This window comes from Pseudomonas sp. HD6422 (assembly GCF_025377065.1).
In the GTDB taxonomy this organism is placed as follows: Bacteria; Pseudomonadota; Gammaproteobacteria; order Pseudomonadales; family Pseudomonadaceae; genus Aquipseudomonas; species Aquipseudomonas putida_U.
This window is the reverse complement of the sequence record NZ_JAHWIW010000015.1, coordinates 36,698-56,502: the sequence shown is the minus strand read 5'-3', so window position 1 is coordinate 56,502 and position 19,805 is coordinate 36,698. Positions and strand designations below refer to the sequence as shown.

The window sequence follows — 19,805 nt, the reverse complement described above, 5'->3', positions numbered from 1 at the left end:
GCGCTCCCCTTTCCTGCCATGGACGACCGCCCCATGCTGCACGACCTGTCCAGCGTCTATCTGAAGATGCTCGTGCTCTACAGCCCGTTCTTCGTGCTGTCGTGCTTCATCGGCCTGACCCGCGGTCACTCGAGCAAGGAGCGCAAGCAACTGGCCTGGCGCGTCGCTTTCGCCGCGTTCATCGCCAGCGTGTTGCTGTATCTGTTCGGGCGCCTGATCTTCGGGGTCTTCGGCATTACCGCCGACGCCTTCCGCATCGGTGCCGGCAGCGTGCTGTTCATCTCGGCCCTGGGCATGGCCCAGGGCAAATCGTCGGTGCAGGCCGACAACGTGCAGCAAGACGTGACCATCGTACCGCTGACTATCCCGCTCACCGTCGGTCCGGGCACCATTGGCGCCTTGCTGGTGATGGGCGTGAGCCAACCGCATTGGGACGAAAAACTACTGGCCATCGTCAGTATCGCGCTGGCCAGTTTCACGGTGGGCCTGGTGCTGTATCTATCCCACCGCATCGAACGGATTCTCGGCGAGCAGGGCCTGCAGATCGTCAGTCGACTGATGGGGCTATTCGTCTGTGCCCTGGCGGCGCAGATCATCTTCACCGGTATCAAAGGTTACCTGGTGTCCTAGATCTTTACCGCAAGGACCTCTTGAACCATGACTCGCTCGACGTTCCTACGCACACGCGCTTGATGCTCCTGCTGGAACAGACGAATGTTGAAACGCACCAGCTCGGCCTTGACCGTGGTCGATTGAAGTACGCGGGTGAGAAATCCAGATGTGAACTCCTGGCGGTCACCCGCTTCGTGATAAATCACCATATCCACGTTGCCATTCTTGGCTGGCGCACAAGGTAACAACTGGAACAGACCTCGCTCCCGGCTATGCTGCTCCAGGTGCGACAAGGCCTGGTCGCTTTGCAACAGTGCCGACAATGACAGGGACAGGCTACTCGCGTGTTTTTCACCGCCTACCCGCCTGGCCATCGAAACGGCTTTGTCGACGATCGCCTGGCGCTGCGGCTGCGGCCAATGGACTTGCTCCGGGCTCAGCGCGTCCCAGCCCAGGTACTGCATCCGACGGCGAAAGTAGCCATACCAATCGCTGACAAGACCAGCGGCATACTCGTCTTCAGTCGCCCGCTCCGTGAACAGGATCGCCAACTCCACCGCGTTACGCTGCTCGACAGTAAGACCTGGCAAGAACGAGACAAGGCTGCCGCCCACAACCACTGATTCATGCCTGTCCATGTACACCCCCTGCCGAAAGCTTGCCGACATACGTGATGTAGTCGCTGCTACTCTTGCTTTCGATCAGTGCTCGCAACTCTGTGCGACGCAACGCAAAGAGCTCATCAATGGGGCTGCCCAACCAGGCGCGCACTTCCAGCCTTGCCGTCGACAACGGGCCTTCTTCGCATGACGACACGCTTTGCCGGTGCAGGCTGCACAACGCAAGAACGTTGTCGCTCGACGCCACCCCAAGCTCATGCACAGGGCCCTGCTGGTCATCGATGAAGCGGGCCAGGTGCCTTTGTGCAGCCGAACCGCCCAGGGCATTGGCAGCAGCATCAAGCTCGCTTGCCAGCGATGGGTCGTGTCCCAGCAACCAATCGCGCATCGGTTGCAAGGGAGGGGCCGAGGCGCCTTGCGCCTTTGGTTGATCACTGTATCGTTGTAACCGGAGCCAGCCCAGGTCATCGAAACTGCTCACATGCAGATCCCACCAGCCTGCGTGATCACTGGAGCGACCCTGAGAACGCTTGTTCGCGCGGAGCTGCGCATAGAGCACACTGTCGAGCAAATCCTGGCGCTGCCCCAGTGCCAGGGCGGTATCGACAAGCAAAGCCGCCCCGCCTATTAGCCACAGCGCGTACTTTTCTTCATTCATCATCAGCTCTCCTGAAGGCGAAGATGCCCCGAAGGGCATCCGCGTTTCTCTAGATTTCCACGTCCAGCGTGCGACGGATGGTGTAATCCTTGAGCTGGTTTCTGATGATTTCCCTGACGGCGGAATACAAGTCGCGATTGAAGACGAACACGGCACGGCCAGAGTAGATTTCCTTCGCCGTGCTTTCCCACTCGAACGCCACAGTGTCCATTTTATGATCGTCAAATGGCGTGGCATCGACCGCGCTTATGGCCAGGATGATTTGTCCCGCTTCGTTCTGGATGCAGGTAGCCAGGCCGACCGTTCCGGTCTTTTTATCATCGAGATTGCGTTTGAAGAGTTTCTGCGCTTCGGTAACCTTGCCCAGGCCTTCGAGCGCCTTGGACGCCAGCTCCATCAATGCGTCGGTCGCAGGGTTGCTGAGTGCGGCTTCACCCACCACTTTCAGGCCTTTGTACGCTACGGCGCCAAGCTTCAACGATTGCGACGACGAAGTTTCGTATTCGTAGGATCGCTGGAGGGGCACCCAGCCGACGTCTCGCATCACCGAGGAGAACTTGCCGAACCATTCCTCGGTCTGGTGTTTACCGGGAAACATTTTGGTAGCACCTAGCGATGCGAAGTGAACGGCATACTGGATGTCGGACAGAGCTGCCAACTCTATGCCACTGCCAAATCCCAACAGAATCTGCTCGATGACAACTGCAGACGGGCGATCGCTCTTTTCAATGATATCTGTGGTCATGCTGGACTTCCTCGAGAGTGAACCCCGACGCTAACCGTCGAGGTGTTTTCACCCTACCGCCGAAACGCTGGCCAACCTGGCCGGAAGCCCTTCCTCAACAGCTCAGCGTAGCCCTGGATACCAGCGTGGCGTGTACACCCAATGGCTGCCATCTGCGCGCGTAAACATGCACGTCGTGGACGAGCCGACCAGCACCATCGTGCGCATATCGACCATTTCTGGCTGCAACTCGGCCAGCGAGACTACTTTCAGCGTCTGTCCTGGCCTACCGATATCTCGACCAAGGACTACAGGCGTCTGCCCATCTCGATGTCGACGGACGATGTCCAGCGCCACGCCCAACTGCCAAGGCCGTGAGCGTGAGATCGGGTTGTAGAAGGCCAGCACCAGGTCCGCTTGGGCAGCCAGGTCCAGCCGCTGTTCGATGACCGCCCAAGGCTTGAGGTTGTCCGACAGCGACATCACGCAGAAGTCATGGCCCAGCGGTGCACCGGCCTGGGCCGCGGTGGCCAGCGAGGCGGAGACTCCCGGCAGGATCTCCAGTTCGACGCGGTGCCAGGCCTGGTCGCTGGAGCCGTGCAAGGCCTCGAGTACGGCCGAGGCCATGGCGAACACACCGGGGTCGCCTGAGGACACCACCACCACCGAGCGACCTTGGGCGGCCAACTCGAATGCGTGGCGGGCACGCTGCATCTCTTCGCGGTTGTCGGTGCAGTGCTGGACCTGATCGTCGCGAAACGGCCCCGCCATGCGCACGTAGGTTTCGTAGCCGAGGATGTCCTGGGCTTGCGCAAGCTCGGCCTTGACCGCCGGCACCATCAGCTCGGCAGCGCCAGGGCCTAAGCCGATCACCGCCAGACGACCGCGGCGCTGGCCGACCTGCTCGACCTCGACCGGTCCCGGTGCGACGGCGATCACGCAGCTGTCCTGTTCATGCAGGCGCGCCTGCGGCAGGGCCTTGCCCGCCATGTCAGCGAGCCCGCTGCCTGCGGGTGCAAAGCGTAGCGCGACCCCCAATGCCTGCGCCGCATCATGCAGCGCTGGTTCGGCCATGGTCTGCTCGGCGGCCAGCAGGCAAGCCAGCGAGCCCTGGGCGATACCCGCTTCGTGCAAGGCCCGGCGCACGCTGTCGGCAAGCTCCGGGGTGCCCGGATCCACTGCCACGACCACGGCACGGGCATGGATCAGCAACTCGTCGCGGCTGGCCGGCCGCGCCGCGCACCCCACATGGATGGTGCGCTGGGCCGAATCGCTGGCCGGCAGGTTCGCCTGCTGCAACCAGGGTGCATCGCCTTCGATGCGTACCGACTCACCGGCCAGCAAGTCGGAGACGAAGCGCTTGCCCTGCTCGAGATCGGCCAGGGCATACCCCTCCGGCGGGTTCAGCAGGCAAGTGCCGAAGCGCAGTTCGCCGCTGGTGGTGATGGCCGCAGCCACACCCAAGGTTTCGCCGATCGTCCGGGCCATGGGGTTTACCCCTGCCAGGCCACCGAGCAACGGCACCACCGCGCTGCCGTCCTCGGCCACAGCCAGCACCGGCGGCTCTGCGCCTTTTTCGTCGAGCAGGCTGGCCAGGCTGCGAATGACGATACCCGCCGCGCACAGAGCGATGATCGGCGTGGCCTGCCGATACAGCGCACGCAAGGTTTCGCCGAACGAGCTGTAGTCCTGGTCGGCGCCTTCGACCCGACCTTTGAGGCCATGGATCGAAGCCTCGGGGTAGCGCTGTTGAATACGCCGTGCGGTTTCCAGGCTGCCCTGGCCGAGGATGACGATAGCCGGTGCCTGCATGATCATCCCTGCCATTTTTCACCTGGCACGATGATCAGCGAGAAGTACGGCGACGACTGTGGGTCGACGTCGTCCAGGGGCACGATCTTCTGATTGGCCATGGTCGCCCGCTCCACATACAGGGCGCGCTTGTCCAAGCCCAGCTCGGCGAGCACCTGGCGCACCTTGGGGAAGTTTCGGCCCAGCTTCATGATCACTGCGGCATCGGCATCGGCCAGGCGCCGCTTGAGCTCCTCGGCCGGCAACACGCCCGAAAGCACCGACAGGCTCTGGTTGCGGTAGACCAATGGCGCGCCGAGCACCGAAGCGCCACCGAGCATCGAGCAGACGCCGGGGATCACCTGGGCCTCGTAGCGCTGCGCCAGGCGGTCGTGCAGGTACATGTAGGAGCCATAGAAGAACGGATCGCCTTCGCAGATCACCGCCACATCGCGCCCGGCATCCAGATGTTCGGCCACCTGCACGCTGGCCTCGTCATAGAAATCGCTGATCACCTGCTCGTAGGACAAGGGTGCCGGGAGCACCTCGGTGGTCACCGGATACACCAGCGGCAGCAGGGTCTGCTCGGCCTGCAGGTGCGCCTCGATGATTCCGAAGGCATTGCCGCGCTTGCCCTTGGCCACGAAATACGCCACCACCGGCGCTTCGCGCAGCAGGCGCAGGGCCTTGACCGTAATCAGCTCTGGATCGCCCGGGCCGACGCCCAGGCCGAGCAGTTGTCCACGCGGCGCCATCATTCGACCTCCGTCGCCAGGGCATTGACCGCCGCAGCGGCCATCGCGCTGCCGCCGAGGCGGCCCTGCATGATCACGAACGGCACGCCTCGGCTGTCGGCAGCGAGCATCGCCTTGGATTCTGCGGCTCCCACGAAGCCTACCGGGAAGCCAAGAATCAGTGCGGGCTTCGGCGCGCCGGCGTCGAGCATCTCGAGCAGGTAGAACAACGCAGTCGGCGCATTGCCGATGACCACCACGCTGCCTTCGAGGTGCGGACGCCAGAGCTCCAGCGCCAGGGCCGAGCGGGTGTTGCCGGCCTCCTTGGCCATGCCTGGCACGCTTGGGTCGCGCAGGGTGCAGATCACCGGGTTGTCCGCCGGCAGGCGCGCACGGGTGATGCCTTCGGCGACCATGTGCGCGTCGCAGAGAATCGGCGCGCCCTTGGCCAGGGCTTCACGACCGGCACGGCCGGCGCCTTCGGAGAACTGCAGGCCATCGATGGCCTCGACCATGCCGCAGGCATGGATAACCCGCACGGCGAGCTTCTCGAGATCTGCGGGGATCCGCTCGAGTCGGGCTTCCTCGCGGATGATCCGGAAGGAATTGCGATAGATCTCCTGACCATCGCGGATGTAGTCAATCATCAAGGTGCTCCGTCGGCAGGTCGAGCATTGCGCCTGCCTCGTTCAAGGTGAGGTCGGTGCCGCGCAGGGCACCCAGGCCCGGCAGGTGCGCGTCACGCTGATAGAGGTCGTAGCGCCCGGGTGCACGGGCCAGCAAGGTGACCGGAGCGACATGGGCCAAGGCGCAAGACCGGGCGCAACCGGACAAGTGCACGCTGGCTGGCCCGCCGCGATGCAGCAAGGCGGCGAGGGCAACGGCGTCGGCCTTGGTTTCGGCATTGGCCTTGGCGCAGCCGGGGCTGCCGGTGCAGGCGACCATACGGGCCAAGGGCTCATGGATGTGGCACAGCAGTCCGAGGGCGGCAAGCTCGGACCGGGCCTGGTCGAGGCGCGCTGGCAGCAGGTTGGGCAATAGCAGGCTTTGCCAGGGGCTGATCCGCAAGCTGCCATCGCCCCACTGCCGGGCGATGCGCGCTGCGCCGCGCAGCATGGCAGGTGTCAACCGACCCAGCGGCGGCGCGACGCCCAGGGCCAGGCCCTGCTGTTGTACCACCGTTCCCAGCCACGCAGTGCAAGTGGTCGCACGCCGCCACCGGAGTACGGCGGCATCGCGTCGAATAGCCAGCCCCAACCCATCGACGAAGGCCTGCGTCGGAATCTGTTCGAGTAGCTGACGCATGCGCCCCTGCTGGGGAGTGGCCAGGTCGAGGAAGCGCTCCAGCACAGCCCGCACCAGGGCCAGGCCTTGCTCTAGCGGCACCGCACCGAGCGGCGCATCGCTGGGGCATCCGGCCAGGCCGAAAGCCAGCCAGGTTCGCTGCTCCAGGCGCAGCACCGAAAGCCATAGGTCGTGGGGGTGCTCAAGCATTGCCAGGCCTTCACCGCCATCGAGCTGGATGGCGAACTTGGCCGACAGCTCATGGAAACGCGGGGTGCCCTGAAGCAGGTCGAGGATCTGCCCGGCCAACGGCCGCACATCCGTCAGCATCATAGGGTCGAGCCCGGCCAAGGGGCTGAGCATGAGGTTGCGCACGTCATCGCTGGCCGCCTCGCGCGGGCCAAGGTCGGCGCCCAGGAGGCTTTCGATCAAACCATCGTGGTCGGCACCGATGCCACGAATTTGCAGGTTGCCGCGATTGGTCGCCTCGATCACACCACCGGCGAAGCGCTCGGCCGCTCTCGCCAGCACATCGGCCTGCTCGACCAGCAGCAGGCCGCCAGGCAGTTTGATGCGGCAGATCCCGCCGTCGCGCGCCGCGACGATGCGCCACAACCCCGGGCAGGCCGAGGGACGGGGCGAAACGGTAGGGGTATGAACCTGCTTCAAAGGGGCGTCCGGCAATCGCTGAAAATGCGCTTGAGTGTAGAAGGCGCGGTATTATGCCTGCTTTGGCCTGTGGCATGAAAAGCCGGTGGTCGAGCATCGTCGCGATCGTGCGAAAAATTCTGGGCGCGGCACGGCCCAAAGCAATAACGGAAAATACCCATGGCACCCTGGCTGACAGTAGTAGGCATCGGCGAAGACGGTTTCAGTGGCCTCGGCAAACAGGCCCGGCGCGCCCTGCTGGGCGCCTCGCGGATCGTCGGCAGCCCACGGCAACTGGCACTGCTGCCGCGCTGCGTGGGCGCACAACGCCTGGACTGGCCGACGCCATTCTCCCTCGCCCCGGTGCTGGCGCTGCGCGGCGAGCCGGTGTGCGTGCTGGCCAGCGGCGACCCGATGTTCTTCGGCGTCGGTGCCAGCCTGGCGCGCCAGGTCGCCGCCGAGGAAATGCAGGTCCTGTCGATGCCTTCGTCCTGCGCCCTGGCTGCCGCGCGCCTGGGCTGGGCGCTGCAGGACGTGCAGGTGGTCTCGCTGGTCGCCCGGCCACTGGCGGCGCTCAACGCTCACCTTTACAGCGGCATGCGCCTGCTGGTGCTGAGCAACGATGGCGATAGCCCTGCAGCCATCGCCGCGTTGCTGCGCGAACGTGGCTTTGGCCCTAGTCGCCTGCAGGTGCTGGAGCACCTCGGCGGTAACGCCGAGCGGCAACTGTCGGGCACTGCCGACGACTGGCCGCACCCGCAGGTTGCCGCTCTCAACATCGTCGCCATCGAGTGCCAGGCCGGCGCCGATGCACCCCAGTTGTCGCGGCTCGCCGGCCTCCCTGATGACGCGTTCCGCCATGACGGCCAACTGACCAAACGCGACGTGCGCGCCATCACCCTGGCCCGCCTGGCGCCACAGCCCGGCCAGTTGCTGTGGGACGTGGGGGCGGGTAGTGGCTCGATTGGCATCGAATGGATGCGTGCGCACCCGGCCTGCCGCGCGCTGGCGATCGAAGCCGACGAGGGCCGCCAGGGGTTGATCGAGCTTAACCGCGACGCCCTTGGCGTACCCGGCCTGCAGCTAGTGCGCGGCAAGGCTCCGCAAGCCTTGACCGGCCTCGAGCAGCCCGATGCCATCTTCATCGGCGGCGGCGTGACCGCTGACGGCGTACTGGCGCTGTGCTGGGAGCGCCTGCGCCCCGGTGGGCGTCTGGTGGCCAATGCGGTCACGCTGCAGAGCGAAATGGCCTTGGCGCAGTTTCGCCAGCAGCATGGCGGCGAACTGACCCGCCTGCACGTTGCCCACGCCCAGCCCCTGGGTGCCTTCGACACTTGGCGCCAGGCGTTGCCGATCACCTTGCTGGACGTGGTGAAGCCGGCCGATGCGTGAAGAGACCCACGAACAGCCCGCCCCGCTGCGTAGCGGCCTGACCACCGGTAGCTGCGCCACCGCCACCAGTCTGGCGGCGGCGCACTTGCTGTTGACCGGCCAGAGTACCGATGCGGTGAACATCACCTTGCCCAAGGGCAAGATCGTGCAGATGCGCCTGGAGTTCTGCCGGCGCAATGGCGAGCGCGCCGAGGCCGGCACGCTCAAGGACGCCGGCGACGATCCGGATGTCACCCACGGCGCCCTGCTCTACAGCCAGGTGCGCCTGCTGGATGAGCCCGGCGTCCGCTTCGTCGCAGGCGCAGGGGTCGGCACCGTCACCCGCCCGGGCTTGGTGCTCGCCGTGGGCGAGCCGGCGATCAACCCGGTCCCCCGGCGCATGATCAGCGAACATCTGCAACAACTGGCCGAGATCTGCAGCTACGTGGGCGGTTTCGAGGTCACGGTGAATGTGCAAGACGGCGAGCAGTTGGCCTTGAAAACCATGAACCCACGCCTGGGCATTCTCGGCGGCCTGTCGATTCTCGGCACCAGCGGCATCGTCCGGCCATTCTCCTGCTCGGCGTACATCGCCTCGATCCACCAGGGCATCGACGTCGCCCACACCAACGGCTACAGCCACATCGCCGCGTGCACCGGCAATGCCAGCGAAGACTGCATGCGCCGAGTGTATGGGCTACCGGAAATCGCCTTGATCGAGATGGGCGATTTCGTTGGTGCGGTACTCAAGCACCTGCGCAAGGTACCGGTGGCGCGCCTGAGCCTCTGCGGAGGCTTCGGCAAGATCAGCAAGCTGGCCGCGGGGCACATGGACCTGCACAGCCGCCACTCGAGCATCGACCTGCCGCAACTGGCCGGCTGGGCCGCCGATATCGGTGCCGACGCCGAGTTGCAGGCGGCCATCGTCGCCGCCAACACCAGCCAGCAGGCCCTAGCCCACGCCCATGCCGCCGGTATCGCCCTGGGCGATGCGGTGTGCGCCCACGCGCTTGCGTTCGCCCGCAGTGTGGTGCCGGCGCAAGTCCAGGTCGAAGTCTTCGCCATCGACCGACAAGGTGGCATCGTCGGCAAGGCAGGTGTGCGATGAGTCGCCGAATCCTGCTGCTCGGCGGCATCACCGAAGCCCTGGCCATCGCTCGCCAGCTGGGTCCCGAGCACGTCTACAGCCTGGCTGGCATCGGTCGCGTGCCGCAGGACCTGGCCTGCCAGGTACGGGTCGGAGGCTACGGCGGCGCTGACGGCCTGGCCACCTATCTGCGCGAGGCTGGCATCACCTTGCTGGTCGACGCCACTCACCCTTACGCGGCGCAGATCAGCCGCAACGCCGCCGAGGCCGCAGCTGTCGTCGGTATTCCCTGCTGGGCCCTGCGTCGCCCGGCCTGGCAGAGCCAAGCGGGCGACGACTGGCGCGAAGTGGCGGACTGGCCGGCGCTGGTCGAGGCGCTCCGGCCCTTCAAGCGCCCGTTGTTCACCCTTGGCCGTGAGCCGCTGCAACATCTGGACGAGATCCCTTCCGGGCAGTTCTGGACCTTGCGGGCCTTGGAGGCCTGCGCCGGTAATCCACGTTGCGAAGTGATCGCGGCACGTGGGCCGTTTCGCCTCGAAGACGAGCGAGCATTGTTCGAGCGCTGCGCTATCGATGTACTGGTGAGCAAGAACAGCGGCAGCGTCGCCACCGAGCCGAAGCTCGACGTGGCGCGCGAACGCGGGGTGCCGGTGCTGATCCTCCAGCGCCCGTCCCTGCCGACAGTGGACCGGACGTTCGCGGTGGCGGCGCAATTGGTCGCGGCGCTGGAAAGTACTTAGGCCTCCAATCGACATTTCCTTCACGCTTTTGCGCCGATTCCACGCCCCTGCGCGCTAGAGAGACGCCGTCTTGCGGTAAACTCGTGCTCCCCTCCTCGGAAGGCGTCCTTCATATGGAAATGCAATGGTGGATCTGGCTGGTCTTCGGCATCGGTCTGATCCTGCTCGAACTGGTGCTGCCCACATTCTTCATCATCTGGTTCGGTATCGGTGCCGTGCTGGTCTCGCTCATCGCGCTGGCCAGCCCTGCCGTGCAACTGGACATGCAGATCCTGATGTGGGTGCTGTTCTCCTCGGCCACCACTGCCCTCTGGTTCAAGGTATTCCGCCGCAAGACGCCGGACGTGCGCTGGACCGCCGACAGCGTGATCGGTGAGGTCGGCCTGCTGACCGCGAGCGTCTCGCAGTTCCAGAAAGGGCGGGTTCGCTTCCAGAAACCGATCCTCGGCAACGAGGAGTGGACCTGCGTCGCCGATAGCGACATCCCCGCCGGCGAGCGCGTGCGTCTCGTCGCCATCGAAGGCAACACCGCCCGGGTCGTTCGCGCCTGACGCTCGCCCGAACGCCCGCATTAAAAGGAACTTAGCATCATGACCAGTCTCATCGTCGTCGGCGCTCTCGCCCTGTTCGTACTGATCACCGTGTTCAAGGGTGTACGCATCGTGCCCCAGGGCGAAGAGTGGATCGTCGAGCGCCTGGGTCGCTACCACAGCACCCTCAAGCCCGGCCTGAACATCGTCATCCCGTACATGGACGTAGTTGCCTACCGCCTGCCGACCAAGGACATCATTCTCGATGTGCAGGAGCAGGAAATCATCACCCGCGACAACGCGGTGATCGTCGCCAATGCCCTGTGCTTCGCCAAGGTCGTCGATCCGCAGAAAGCCTCCTACGGCGTTCAAAATTTCTCCTTCGCCGTCACCAGCCTCACCATGACCTCGCTGCGTGCCATCGTCGGCGCCATGGACCTCGACGAAGCGCTGTCCAGCCGCGAGCAAATCAAGGCGCGCCTGCGCGAGGCGATGTCCGAGCAAACCGAAGACTGGGGGGTGACCGTGCGCTCGGTGGAAATCCAGGACATCAAGCCTTCGCAGAACATGCAGGCGGCCATGGAGCGCCAGGCAGCAGCCGAACGCGAGCGAAAAGCCGACGTCACCCGTGCCGAAGGCGCCAAGCAGGCCGCGATCCTCGAAGCCGAGGCGCGGTTGCAATCGGCCAAGCTCGACGCTGAAGCGCAGATCAACCTGGCCGAGGCCTCGGCACGGGCGATTTCCCTGGTCAAGGAAGCCGTGGGTAACGAGACGGTGCCTGCCATGTACCTGCTGGGCGAGCGCTATGTCGGGGCCATGGAAAACCTGGCCAGCAGCGACAACGCCAAGGTGGTGGTGCTGCCGGCCGATCTGCAGGAGACCGTGCGTGGGCTGATGGGTCGCAGCAAGGTCTGACATTGGCGTGAGCCGCCCGACTGCGTCACTTCACCGCACCTGATCTTTTTACCTATACTCCGACTTACAATACCGCCCACGATTCCTGACCGGATCTCTCCATGCCCCCACGTCGGCACATCGCCTGGATAGCCTGCCTAGCAGTGCTGTTCAACCTGCTGGCCATGCCGCTGTCTACTGCCGCGCCCAAGGGCCCGGCCGAGCAGCTGCTGTGGGGGGCGTTCTGTTCCAGCGTGGCCGGCAAGGCCAAGGTCGACGTCCAGGCTCTGGCCAAGATCGACCTCGGTACGCAAAGCGACGACCATTCGAACATGCAGCATTGCTGGTGCTGTTCCGGCGGTTCGCCATTGCTGGCCTTGCCGGGCTACCCGCCGCAGCTGCACAACCCGCCCACACAGCTGGCCGGGCACCTGTCGCTACTTGCCAAGCATCAACCGACGCCGCGCCAGCTATGGCCGGCGCTCAATCCCCGTGCCTCTCCGCTGATCTGAGTTCATCGCGCTGACCGCCTGAAACCGAACGCAACGGAGATTCACCCCATGCTCAAGCATGCTCTCGTACTGGCCGCCCTGCTGCTGCCTGGCGCCTACGCCAATGCCCATGAATACACTGTGGGCGACCTGCACATCGCCCACCCATGGTCGCTGCAACTGCCACCGAACGCGCCCAATGTCGCCGCGTACTTCATCGTGCACAACAACGGCAAAGCCGATGATCGACTGCTGTCGGTCGACAGCCCGACCAGCGACGACGTCCAGTTGCACGAACATGCCCAGGCCGCCAGCGGCGCGATGCAGATGCGCCAGGTCGCCGACGTGACGGTGCCTGCCGGCAAGGACCTGACCTTCGCCCCCAGCGCCTACCACGTGATGCTCCTGCAACCCAAGGACCGCAGCCTGCTCAGCGAGGGCAAACGCTTTCCGCTGACCCTGCATTTCGAAAAGGCCGGCGATATCACCGTCGAGGTCGCCGTGCAAAAACAGCCGCCTGGCGACCAGCCAGCGGCGCACGAGCACGCCCACTGAGCCTTTGACAGGCATAAGCCATGAGCTTGCCACGCCAGCGCTCACGCCACGCCACTCGCCCTGAACGCGCACGCACCAGGGGGAGCTGGCTGAGCCTGTTCGCCATGTGGATGATCTTCATCGGCCCGCTGGTTTCCCAGTCGATGCCGATGCAGCATCACGCCGGTATGAACATGCCGATGGACATGAGCATGCCGATGAGCATGGCCATGCCCCACGAGCACGCGGCGGACCACCATCATGGCCACGGCAACGATGGCCAGTTGCATGTGATGTGGGAGAAGTGCGGTTATTGCAGCCTGCTGTTCAACTGCCCCGCCTTACCCCAGACCCTCAGCCCGCTCAGCGCGGGTAGCACCGAACCCTGCGCCCTGCGTCCCACGCCAGCGCTCCAGGGCCATGCCCGGCAGGCCGTGTTCCCTGGCGCCCGCAGCCGCGCGCCGCCCCTTTCGATCGTCGTCTGAATCCTCCACTTGCCGCACGGAGCCCACTGGCTCCGCGCACCACCACGACTGATCGACTGGAATCACTATGTCCGGCTGTACCCCTGTATTCGTCCTGTCCCTGCGTGGGACCTTCGCCGCGCTGTGCGGCTCGCTGATCGCGCCTCTGGCCCTGGCTACCGAGCCCGGCCATGAAGGCCATGAGCAGACACCGTCCGAACTGAGCCCGACGGTGATCACCGCGCTGGCGCCAAGCTCGCCGCTGACCGTGGTCACCAACCCCAAGGATCCGCGCCAACCGGTGCCGGCCAGCGATGGCGCTGACTACCTCAAGACCATCCCGGGCTTCTCCGCCATCCGTGCCGGAGGCACCAATGGCGATCCGGTCCTGCGCGGCATGTTCGGCTCGCGCCTGAACATTCTCACCAACGGCGGCATGATGCTCGGCGCCTGCCCCAACCGCATGGACGCACCGACTTCCTACATTTCACCGGAAACCTACGACCGCCTGACCGTGATAAAAGGCCCGCAGAGTGTGATCTGGGGCCCCGGCGGCTCGGCCGGCACCATCCTCTTCGAACGCGAGCCGGAGCGCTTCGGCAGCCTTGGCAGCCGGGTCAATGCCAGCCTCCTGGCCGGCTCCAACGGCCGCTTCGACAAGGTGCTCGATGCCGCCGCCGGTAACAGCCAGGCGTACGCGCGCTTCGTCGGCAATCAGTCACGCTCCGACGACTACGAGGACGGCCACGGCGACACCGTGCCCTCACGCTGGGACAAATGGAACGGCGACGTCACCCTCGGCTGGACGCCCGACCAGGACACCCTGCTCGAACTCACCGCAGGCAAGGGCGATGGCGAAGCGCGCTACGCCGGTCGCGGTATGGACGGCGCGCAGTTCAAGCGCGAAAGCCTTGGCCTGCGTTTCGAAAAGTCCAACCTGGGCGAGGTGCTCGACAAGGTCGAGGCGCAGGTCTACTACAACTACGCCGACCATGTGATGGACAACTACAGTCTGCGCACGCCGTCAGGCACCGGCATGATGGCCGGCCCCATGGCCGCCGCCGTGGACCGCCGGACCTTGGGCGGACGCATCAAGGCCACCTGGCGTTGGGCCGACGTACAACTGATCGCTGGCCTCGACGCGCAGACCAACGAGCACCGCGCACGCAGTGCCATGGGCGTCGATACCTACAAGAGCGAACCCTGGACCAAGGACGCCGACTTCCACAACTACGGTGCCTTCGGCGAACTCACCTGGTACGCCACCGGCGAGGATCGGTTGATCACCGGCCTGCGCCTGGACCGCGCCTCGGCGCGGGATTTCCGCGACGACAGCGCCACCAACGCGGACACCCGCGCCGACACCCTGCCCAGCGGCTTCGTGCGCTACGAGCATGACCTGGCTGCCCTGCCAGCCACGACCTACGTCGGCCTTGGCCATGCCCAACGCTTCCCCGATTACTGGGAACTGTTCTCGCCGGACCAGGGCCCTGCTGGTTCGGTCAACGCCTTCGACAGCATCAAGCCGGAGAAGACCACCCAGCTCGACTTCGGCATCCAGTACCGCGACGCGCGCCTGGAAGCCTGGGCCTCGGGTTACATCGGCCAGGTCCGCGACTACATCCTGTTCGACTACCGGACCGGGATGATGGGCATGAGCACCACCCAAGCACAGAACATCGACGCCCGCATCATGGGCGGTGAACTGGGCACGGCCTACAAGCTGACCGAGCAATGGAAGGCCGATGCAACGCTGGCCTATGCCTGGGGCAAGAACAGCAGCGACGGCAAGGCCCTGCCACAGATGCCACCGCTGGAAAGCCGACTGGGCCTGACCTACAGCCGCGACACCTGGAGCGCAGGTGCCCTCTGGCGGTTGGTGGCGGCGCAAAATCGTATCGCCGAAAACCAGGGCAACGTGGTCGGCAAGGACTACGACAAGAGCGCAGGGTTCGGCGTGTTCTCGCTCAACGGCGCCTACAAGATCAACAACAACCTCAAGCTCAGCGCAGGGGTCGACAACCTGTTCGACAAGACCTACGCCGAGCACCTGAACCTGGCCGGGAATGCCGGGTTCGGCTACCCGGCCACTGATCCACAGCCGGTGAACGAGCCGGGCAGGACCTTCTGGACCAAGGTCGATTTGAGCTTCTGACAACAACGACGGGCGCGTCCGTGGCCGCGCCCCTTAGCTGGTCAAACAGGAGGTTCCCATGAGCGGAACACGCGTATCTTTCTACAACCTGGCCTGGCGCTGGCATTTCTATGCCGGCCTGTTCGTCGCCCCCTTCATGATTCTGCTGGCGATCACCGGGATCATCTACCTGTTCAAGCCCCAGCTTGACCCGTGGATGTACCGCGACCTGATGGTGGTGGAAGCCGGGCACCACCGACAGAGCGCCGACACGCTGCTCGCCGAGGTGCGTCAGGCTTATCCACAAGGCCATGTCGGCCAGTACCTGCCGCCGATCGATGGCGAACGCAGTGCGCAGTTCGTGGTGCATGAGGCAGGCCGCGAGCTCAATGTGTTCGTCGACCCCTACCGGGGCAAGATCCTCGGCGAGCAGGACGGCAAGCAGAACCTGCAGGCCATCGCCCGGGCGCTGCATGGCGAGCTGATGGTCGGCACAGTCGGCGATCGCCTGGTAGAGCTGGCAGCCGGCTGGGGCATCGTGCTCGTGGTATCGGGCCTGTACCTGTGGTGGCCGCGCGGGCGCAACGCCAAGGGTGTGCTCTGGCCGCGCCTTGGCGCCAGAGGCCGGGTGCTGTGGCGCGACCTGCATGCGGTCAGCGGCTTCTGGGGCTCGGCCCTGCTGCTGTTGATGCTGCTCAGCGGCATGACCTGGACGGGTCTCTGGGGCAAGCAGTACGCCGACCTGTGGAATCGCTTCCCGGCAGCGATGTGGAACGACGTGCCGAAGTCGGACCAGCAGGCGCGCGAACTGAACAGCGCCCACCGTCAGACCGTACCCTGGGCACTGGAGAATACACCGATGCCGCAGTCCGGTGCCCATGCCGAACATGCCGGGCACCACATGATGTCCGACCTGCCGGCCGCCCCGCAGATCACCCTGCAACAGGTCGAGGACATCGCCACCGCACGTCACGTCGAGCCAGGCTATAGCATCACCGTGCCGACCACCGCCGAAGGTGTTTTCACCATTTCGGTGTTCGCCGACGATCCGCGTAACGATGCCACCTTGCATGTCGACCAGTACACCGGAAAGGTCCTGGCCGATGTGCGCTGGGCGGACTATCCCACCGTGGCACGGGCGACCGAGCTGGGCGTGATGCTGCATGAGGGCAAGATGTTCGGTCCGCTGAACCAGATACTCATCCTGCTGGTGTGCCTGATGATCCTGCTGGGCTCGGTGAGCGGGCTGGTGATGTGGTGGAAGCGCAGGCCCCGGGGTGGCTTAGGCGTACCGCCGCTACGTCATGACCTGCCGCGCTGGAAGACTGCCGTCGGAGTGATGCTGGTACTGGGCGTGATGTTCCCGCTGGTGGGGGTGTCGATGGTGGTCATGTGGGTGGTCGATAGCGTAGTGGTGAGGCGCCGTCGGCTGCTGGTCAGCGTCTGAGTTTTCGCCTGCACCGGTCTATTCGCGGGTGAACCCGCGAATAGACCCACGCATGAGAAATACTGTTACCCAAAAGTCGAGTCGATCTGTCGCGCCCCGAATTGGGACGCCCGTGTTAGCCTAGCCGGCTGTTTCACACAAGAAGACTGAATCTCAAGGGAATGCAGCTTAATGATGCACACTTCACCCACGGCGCCAGATGACCAGCATCTGCAGCGCAACCTGACCAATCGCCACATCCAGCTGATCGCCATTGGCGGCGCCATCGGTACCGGTTTGTTCATGGGCTCGGGCAAGACCATCAGCCTGGCCGGGCCGTCGATCCTGTTCGTCTACATGATCATCGGCTTCATGCTGTTCTTCGTCATGCGCGCGATGGGCGAGCTGCTGCTATCGAACCTCAATTACAAGTCGTTCATCGACTTCTCCGCCGACCTGCTCGGTCCCTGGGCAGGCTATTTCACTGGCTGGACCTACTGGTTCTGCTGGGTCGTCACCGGTATCGCCGATGTGGTGGCGATCGCTGCCTACACGCAGTTCTGGTTTCCCGAATTGCCCCAGTGGATACCGGCGCTGGCGTGCGTGGCCCTGTTGCTGTCGCTGAACCTGGTGACGGTGAAGATGTTCGGTGAACTGGAGTTCTGGTTTGCCCTGATCAAGATCGTCGCCATTCTCGGCCTGGTCGCCACCGGCCTGTACATGGTGGTCACCGGCTTTACCTCGCCCAACGGCAGCACCGCGCAGTTGGCCAACCTGTGGAATGACGGCGGCATGTTCCCCAACGGCCTGATGGGGTTCTTCGCCGGTTTCCAGATCGCGGTGTTCGCTTTCGTCGGCATCGAGTTGGTGGGCACCACCGCCGCCGAGGCGAAAAACCCGGAACGCACGCTGCCACGGGCGATCAACTCGATCCCGGTGCGGATCATCGTGTTCTACGTGTTGGCCTTGATCGCGATCATGGCGGTGACGCCATGGCGCGACGTGGTACCGGGCAAGAGTCCGTTCGTCGAGTTGTTCGTACTGGCAGGGCTGCCGGCAGCGGCAAGCATCATCAACTTCGTGGTGCTGACCTCAGCGGCCTCTTCGGCCAACAGCGGCGTGTTCTCCACCAGCCGCATGCTCTACGGTCTGGCCCAGGAGGGCGATGCCCCCCGGGCATTCGAACGACTCTCGCGCCGCGCCGTGCCGGCCAACGGCCTGTTCTTCTCGTGCACCTGCCTGTTGCTGGGCGCCGTGCTGATCTATCTGGTACCCGATGTGGTCGAAGCATTCACCTTGGTCACCACCGTGTCGGCGGTGCTGTTCATGTTCGTCTGGACGCTGATCCTGCTGTCCTACCTCAGCTACCGCAAGCACCGTGCACCGCTGCACCAGGCATCGAGCTACAAGATGCCGGGCGGGCGCTTCATGTGCTATGTGTGCCTGGCGTTCTTCGCGTTCATCCTGGTGCTGCTGAGCCTGGAAGCCGACACCCGTTCGGCCCTGATCGTCACCCCCATCTGGTTCGTGCTGCTGGCAGTCACTTACCAGTTCGTCCGCAGCAAGCGCCATCCGCGCACCGCTGTGCGTAACGGCTGATTGAATTTGGGGCTGCTTTGCAGCCCCAATGCTGTGCACACAAATATGCCAGGCACCAACCTGGACCGCCGTCACGCCCCAACACCTCGCACAACCGCTCTATCCTGCCCCTTTTGCCACCCGGCACACCCCTTGCAATGGCCCTCTCCGCTTGGCCAACACCAAAAAAGAACTCATCGGAGAGAGCACATGAAGCGTCGCAGTCTGATCAAGGCCTTTACCCTCAGCGCATCGATCGCGGCGATGGGCCTGAGCTGGAGCATCCAGGCCGCCGAGACCATCAAGGTCGGCATCCTGCATTCGCTGTCGGGGACCATGGCGATTTCCGAGACGTCGCTCAAGGACATGGCGCTGATGACCATCGAGCAGATCAACGCCAAAGGCGGTGTCAACGGCAAACTGCTTGAACCCGTCGTGGTGGACCCTGCATCGAACTGGCCGCTGTTCGCCGAGAAGAGCCGTCAGTTGCTGACTCAGGACAAGGTCGCGGTGGTGTTCGGCTGCTGGACCTCGGTGTCGCGCAAATCGGTGCTGCCAGTATTCGAAGAACTCAACGGGCTGTTGTTCTACCCAGTGCAGTACGAGGGTGAGGAGATGTCGCCCAATGTCTTCTACACCGGCGCCGCACCGAACCAGCAGGCAATCCCGGCAGTGGAATACCTGATGAGCGAAGACGGCGGCGGCGCCAAGCGCTTCTTCCTGCTGGGCACCGACTACGTCTATCCACGCACCACCAACAAGATCCTGCGTGCCTTCCTGCACAGCAAAGGCGTGGCCGACAAGGACATCGAGGAGGTGTACACCCCGTTTGGCCACAGCGATTACCAGACCATCGTCGCCAACATCAAGAAGTTCTCCGCCGGCGGCAAGACCGCGGTGATCTCCACCGTCAACGGCGACTCCAACGTACCGTTCTACAAGGAACTGGCCAACCAGGGCCTGAAAGCCACCGATGTGCCGGTGGTGGCGTTCTCGGTAGGCGAGGAAGAACTGCGCGGCATCGACACCAAGCCGCTGGTCGGCCACCTGGCCGCGTGGAACTACTTCGAATCGGTCGACAACCCGGTCAACCAGCAGTTCGTCGCCGATTGGAAGGCCTATGCCAAGGCCAAGAACCTGCCGGGCGCCGACAAGGCCGTGACCAACGATCCGATGGAAGCCACCTACGTCGGCATCCACATGTGGGCACAAGCGGTGGAGAAGGCCAAGTCCACCGATGTCGACAAGGTCCGCGAGGCCCTCGCCGGCCAAACCTTCAAGGCACCGTCCGGCTTCACCCTGACCATGGACAAGACCAACCACCACCTGCACAAGCCGGTGATGATCGGCGAGATCCAGGACGACGGGCAGTTCAGCGTCGTCTGGGAGATCGAGCAACCGCTGCGGGCCCAACCCTGGAGCCCGTTCATTCCAGGCAACGACAAGCGGCCTGACTACGCGGTGAAAGCCAACTGAGTGCACGGG

At 64.5% G+C, this 19,805-nt stretch carries 20 protein-coding genes; 13 read left to right on the top strand and 7 right to left on the bottom strand.

What is annotated here, in order from left to right; genetic code table 11:
• Positions 1-36 precede the first annotated feature (36 nt).
• The gene (locus KY379_RS12985; protein ID WP_261238926.1) at positions 37-630 is read left to right on the top strand and encodes a MarC family protein; all 594 of its coding nucleotides are present in this window, start codon (positions 37-39) and stop codon (positions 628-630) included.
• Here KY379_RS12985 and KY379_RS12980 read toward each other — a convergent pair.
• The 7 genes from KY379_RS12980 to cobG form a co-directional block, all read right to left on the bottom strand.
• The gene (locus KY379_RS12980; RefSeq protein ID WP_261238847.1) at positions 627-1,250 is read right to left on the bottom strand and encodes a hypothetical protein; all 624 of its coding nucleotides are present in this window, start codon (positions 1,248-1,250) and stop codon (positions 627-629) included. The two genes, KY379_RS12985 and KY379_RS12980, sit on opposite strands and share 4 nt — an antisense overlap.
• Positions 1,237-1,893, bottom strand: a complete 657-nt coding sequence (locus KY379_RS12975) for a hypothetical protein (protein WP_261238845.1) — start codon at positions 1,891-1,893, stop codon at positions 1,237-1,239. Before KY379_RS12975 ends, KY379_RS12980 begins: the two co-directional genes overlap by 14 nt.
• A 46-nt stretch (positions 1,894-1,939) precedes the next feature.
• Complete coding sequence (locus tag KY379_RS12970; RefSeq protein ID WP_261238844.1) at positions 1,940-2,635, bottom strand: hypothetical protein; 696 nt, start codon at positions 2,633-2,635, stop codon at positions 1,940-1,942.
• 102 nt (positions 2,636-2,737) lie between these two features.
• On the bottom strand, positions 2,738-4,441 hold the full coding sequence (gene cobJ / locus KY379_RS12965; RefSeq protein WP_261238843.1) for a precorrin-3B C(17)-methyltransferase: 1,704 nt from the start codon (positions 4,439-4,441) through the stop codon (positions 2,738-2,740).
• A complete protein-coding gene (locus tag KY379_RS12960; protein ID WP_133325150.1) occupies positions 4,429-5,160 on the bottom strand; it encodes a precorrin-2 C(20)-methyltransferase in 732 nt (243 codons plus the stop codon). Before KY379_RS12960 ends, cobJ begins: the two co-directional genes overlap by 13 nt.
• Complete coding sequence (locus tag KY379_RS12955; protein WP_133324545.1) at positions 5,160-5,786, bottom strand: precorrin-8X methylmutase; 627 nt, start codon at positions 5,784-5,786, stop codon at positions 5,160-5,162. Before KY379_RS12955 ends, KY379_RS12960 begins: the two co-directional genes overlap by 1 nt.
• A complete protein-coding gene (gene cobG, locus KY379_RS12950; protein WP_261238841.1) occupies positions 5,779-7,107 on the bottom strand; it encodes a precorrin-3B synthase in 1,329 nt (442 codons plus the stop codon). Before cobG ends, KY379_RS12955 begins: the two co-directional genes overlap by 8 nt.
• A gap of 144 nt (positions 7,108-7,251) precedes the next feature.
• On the opposite strand from cobG, the gene cbiE reads away from it, so the two are divergent.
• The 12 genes from cbiE (at position 7,252) to urtA (ending at position 19,796) form a co-directional block, all read left to right on the top strand.
• Positions 7,252-8,463, top strand: a complete 1,212-nt coding sequence (gene cbiE, locus KY379_RS12945; RefSeq protein WP_261238840.1) for a precorrin-6y C5,15-methyltransferase (decarboxylating) subunit CbiE — start codon at positions 7,252-7,254, stop codon at positions 8,461-8,463.
• The gene (locus tag KY379_RS12940) at positions 8,456-9,550 is read left to right on the top strand and encodes a cobalt-precorrin-5B (C(1))-methyltransferase (protein WP_261238839.1); all 1,095 of its coding nucleotides are present in this window, start codon (positions 8,456-8,458) and stop codon (positions 9,548-9,550) included. Before cbiE ends, KY379_RS12940 begins: the two co-directional genes overlap by 8 nt.
• Positions 9,547-10,269, top strand: a complete 723-nt coding sequence (locus KY379_RS12935; RefSeq protein ID WP_261238838.1) for a cobalt-precorrin-6A reductase — start codon at positions 9,547-9,549, stop codon at positions 10,267-10,269. Before KY379_RS12940 ends, KY379_RS12935 begins: the two co-directional genes overlap by 4 nt.
• 113 nt (positions 10,270-10,382) lie before the next feature.
• Positions 10,383-10,820, top strand: coding sequence for an NfeD family protein (locus KY379_RS12930; RefSeq protein WP_133324555.1), 438 nt, complete (start codon positions 10,383-10,385; stop codon positions 10,818-10,820).
• A 39-nt stretch (positions 10,821-10,859) separates the two neighbouring features.
• On the top strand, positions 10,860-11,714 hold the full coding sequence (locus KY379_RS12925; RefSeq protein WP_133324557.1) for an SPFH domain-containing protein: 855 nt from the start codon (positions 10,860-10,862) through the stop codon (positions 11,712-11,714).
• A 101-nt stretch (positions 11,715-11,815) separates the two neighbouring features.
• The gene (locus KY379_RS12920; RefSeq protein ID WP_261238837.1) at positions 11,816-12,205 is read left to right on the top strand and encodes a DUF2946 domain-containing protein; all 390 of its coding nucleotides are present in this window, start codon (positions 11,816-11,818) and stop codon (positions 12,203-12,205) included.
• A 48-nt stretch (positions 12,206-12,253) separates the two neighbouring features.
• A complete protein-coding gene (locus KY379_RS12915; protein ID WP_261238836.1) occupies positions 12,254-12,739 on the top strand; it encodes a copper chaperone PCu(A)C in 486 nt (161 codons plus the stop codon).
• 20 nt (positions 12,740-12,759) lie between these two features.
• Positions 12,760-13,203, top strand: a complete 444-nt coding sequence (locus tag KY379_RS12910) for a DUF2946 domain-containing protein (protein WP_261238835.1) — start codon at positions 12,760-12,762, stop codon at positions 13,201-13,203.
• Positions 13,204-13,270: 67 nt separating this feature from the next.
• Positions 13,271-15,337: a TonB-dependent copper receptor gene (locus tag KY379_RS12905; protein WP_261238834.1), complete on the top strand. Its 2,067-nt coding sequence runs from the start codon at positions 13,271-13,273 to the stop codon at positions 15,335-15,337.
• Positions 15,338-15,395: 58 nt separating this feature from the next.
• Positions 15,396-16,763 carry a PepSY-associated TM helix domain-containing protein gene (locus KY379_RS12900; RefSeq protein WP_133324567.1) on the top strand — a complete coding sequence of 456 codons (1,368 nt, stop codon included), beginning with the start codon at positions 15,396-15,398 and terminating at the stop codon, positions 16,761-16,763.
• A 171-nt stretch (positions 16,764-16,934) separates the two neighbouring features.
• A complete protein-coding gene (cycA, locus tag KY379_RS12895) occupies positions 16,935-18,341 on the top strand; it encodes a D-serine/D-alanine/glycine transporter (RefSeq protein WP_133324569.1) in 1,407 nt (468 codons plus the stop codon).
• A gap of 189 nt (positions 18,342-18,530) precedes the next feature.
• Positions 18,531-19,796, top strand: a complete 1,266-nt coding sequence (urtA, locus tag KY379_RS12890) for an urea ABC transporter substrate-binding protein (RefSeq protein ID WP_261238833.1) — start codon at positions 18,531-18,533, stop codon at positions 19,794-19,796.
• Positions 19,797-19,805: the final 9 nt, after the last annotated feature.

Bases quoted from the DNA above. Each gene is read 5' to 3' on its own strand.
- KY379_RS12980 (WP_261238847.1), bottom strand. From the start codon at position 1,250: ATGGACAGGCATGAATCAGTGGTTGTGGGCGGCAGCCTTGTCTCGTTC.
- KY379_RS12975 (WP_261238845.1), bottom strand. From the start codon at position 1,893: ATGATGAATGAAGAAAAGTACGCGCTGTGGCTAATAGGCGGGGCGGCT.
- KY379_RS12970 (WP_261238844.1), bottom strand. From the start codon at position 2,635: ATGACCACAGATATCATTGAAAAGAGCGATCGCCCGTCTGCAGTTGTC.
- cobJ (WP_261238843.1), bottom strand. From the start codon at position 4,441: ATGGCAGGGATGATCATGCAGGCACCGGCTATCGTCATCCTCGGCCAG.
- KY379_RS12960 (WP_133325150.1), bottom strand. From the start codon at position 5,160: ATGGCGCCGCGTGGACAACTGCTCGGCCTGGGCGTCGGCCCGGGCGAT.
- KY379_RS12955 (WP_133324545.1), bottom strand. From the start codon at position 5,786: ATGATTGACTACATCCGCGATGGTCAGGAGATCTATCGCAATTCCTTC.
- cbiE (WP_261238840.1), top strand. From the start codon at position 7,252: ATGGCACCCTGGCTGACAGTAGTAGGCATCGGCGAAGACGGTTTCAGT.
- KY379_RS12940 (WP_261238839.1), top strand. From the start codon at position 8,456: ATGCGTGAAGAGACCCACGAACAGCCCGCCCCGCTGCGTAGCGGCCTG.
- KY379_RS12935 (WP_261238838.1), top strand. From the start codon at position 9,547: ATGAGTCGCCGAATCCTGCTGCTCGGCGGCATCACCGAAGCCCTGGCC.
- KY379_RS12930 (WP_133324555.1), top strand. From the start codon at position 10,383: ATGGAAATGCAATGGTGGATCTGGCTGGTCTTCGGCATCGGTCTGATC.
- KY379_RS12925 (WP_133324557.1), top strand. From the start codon at position 10,860: ATGACCAGTCTCATCGTCGTCGGCGCTCTCGCCCTGTTCGTACTGATC.
- KY379_RS12920 (WP_261238837.1), top strand. From the start codon at position 11,816: ATGCCCCCACGTCGGCACATCGCCTGGATAGCCTGCCTAGCAGTGCTG.
- KY379_RS12915 (WP_261238836.1), top strand. From the start codon at position 12,254: ATGCTCAAGCATGCTCTCGTACTGGCCGCCCTGCTGCTGCCTGGCGCC.
- KY379_RS12910 (WP_261238835.1), top strand. From the start codon at position 12,760: ATGAGCTTGCCACGCCAGCGCTCACGCCACGCCACTCGCCCTGAACGC.
- KY379_RS12905 (WP_261238834.1), top strand. From the start codon at position 13,271: ATGTCCGGCTGTACCCCTGTATTCGTCCTGTCCCTGCGTGGGACCTTC.
- KY379_RS12900 (WP_133324567.1), top strand. From the start codon at position 15,396: ATGAGCGGAACACGCGTATCTTTCTACAACCTGGCCTGGCGCTGGCAT.
- cycA (WP_133324569.1), top strand. From the start codon at position 16,935: ATGATGCACACTTCACCCACGGCGCCAGATGACCAGCATCTGCAGCGC.
- urtA (WP_261238833.1), top strand. From the start codon at position 18,531: ATGAAGCGTCGCAGTCTGATCAAGGCCTTTACCCTCAGCGCATCGATC.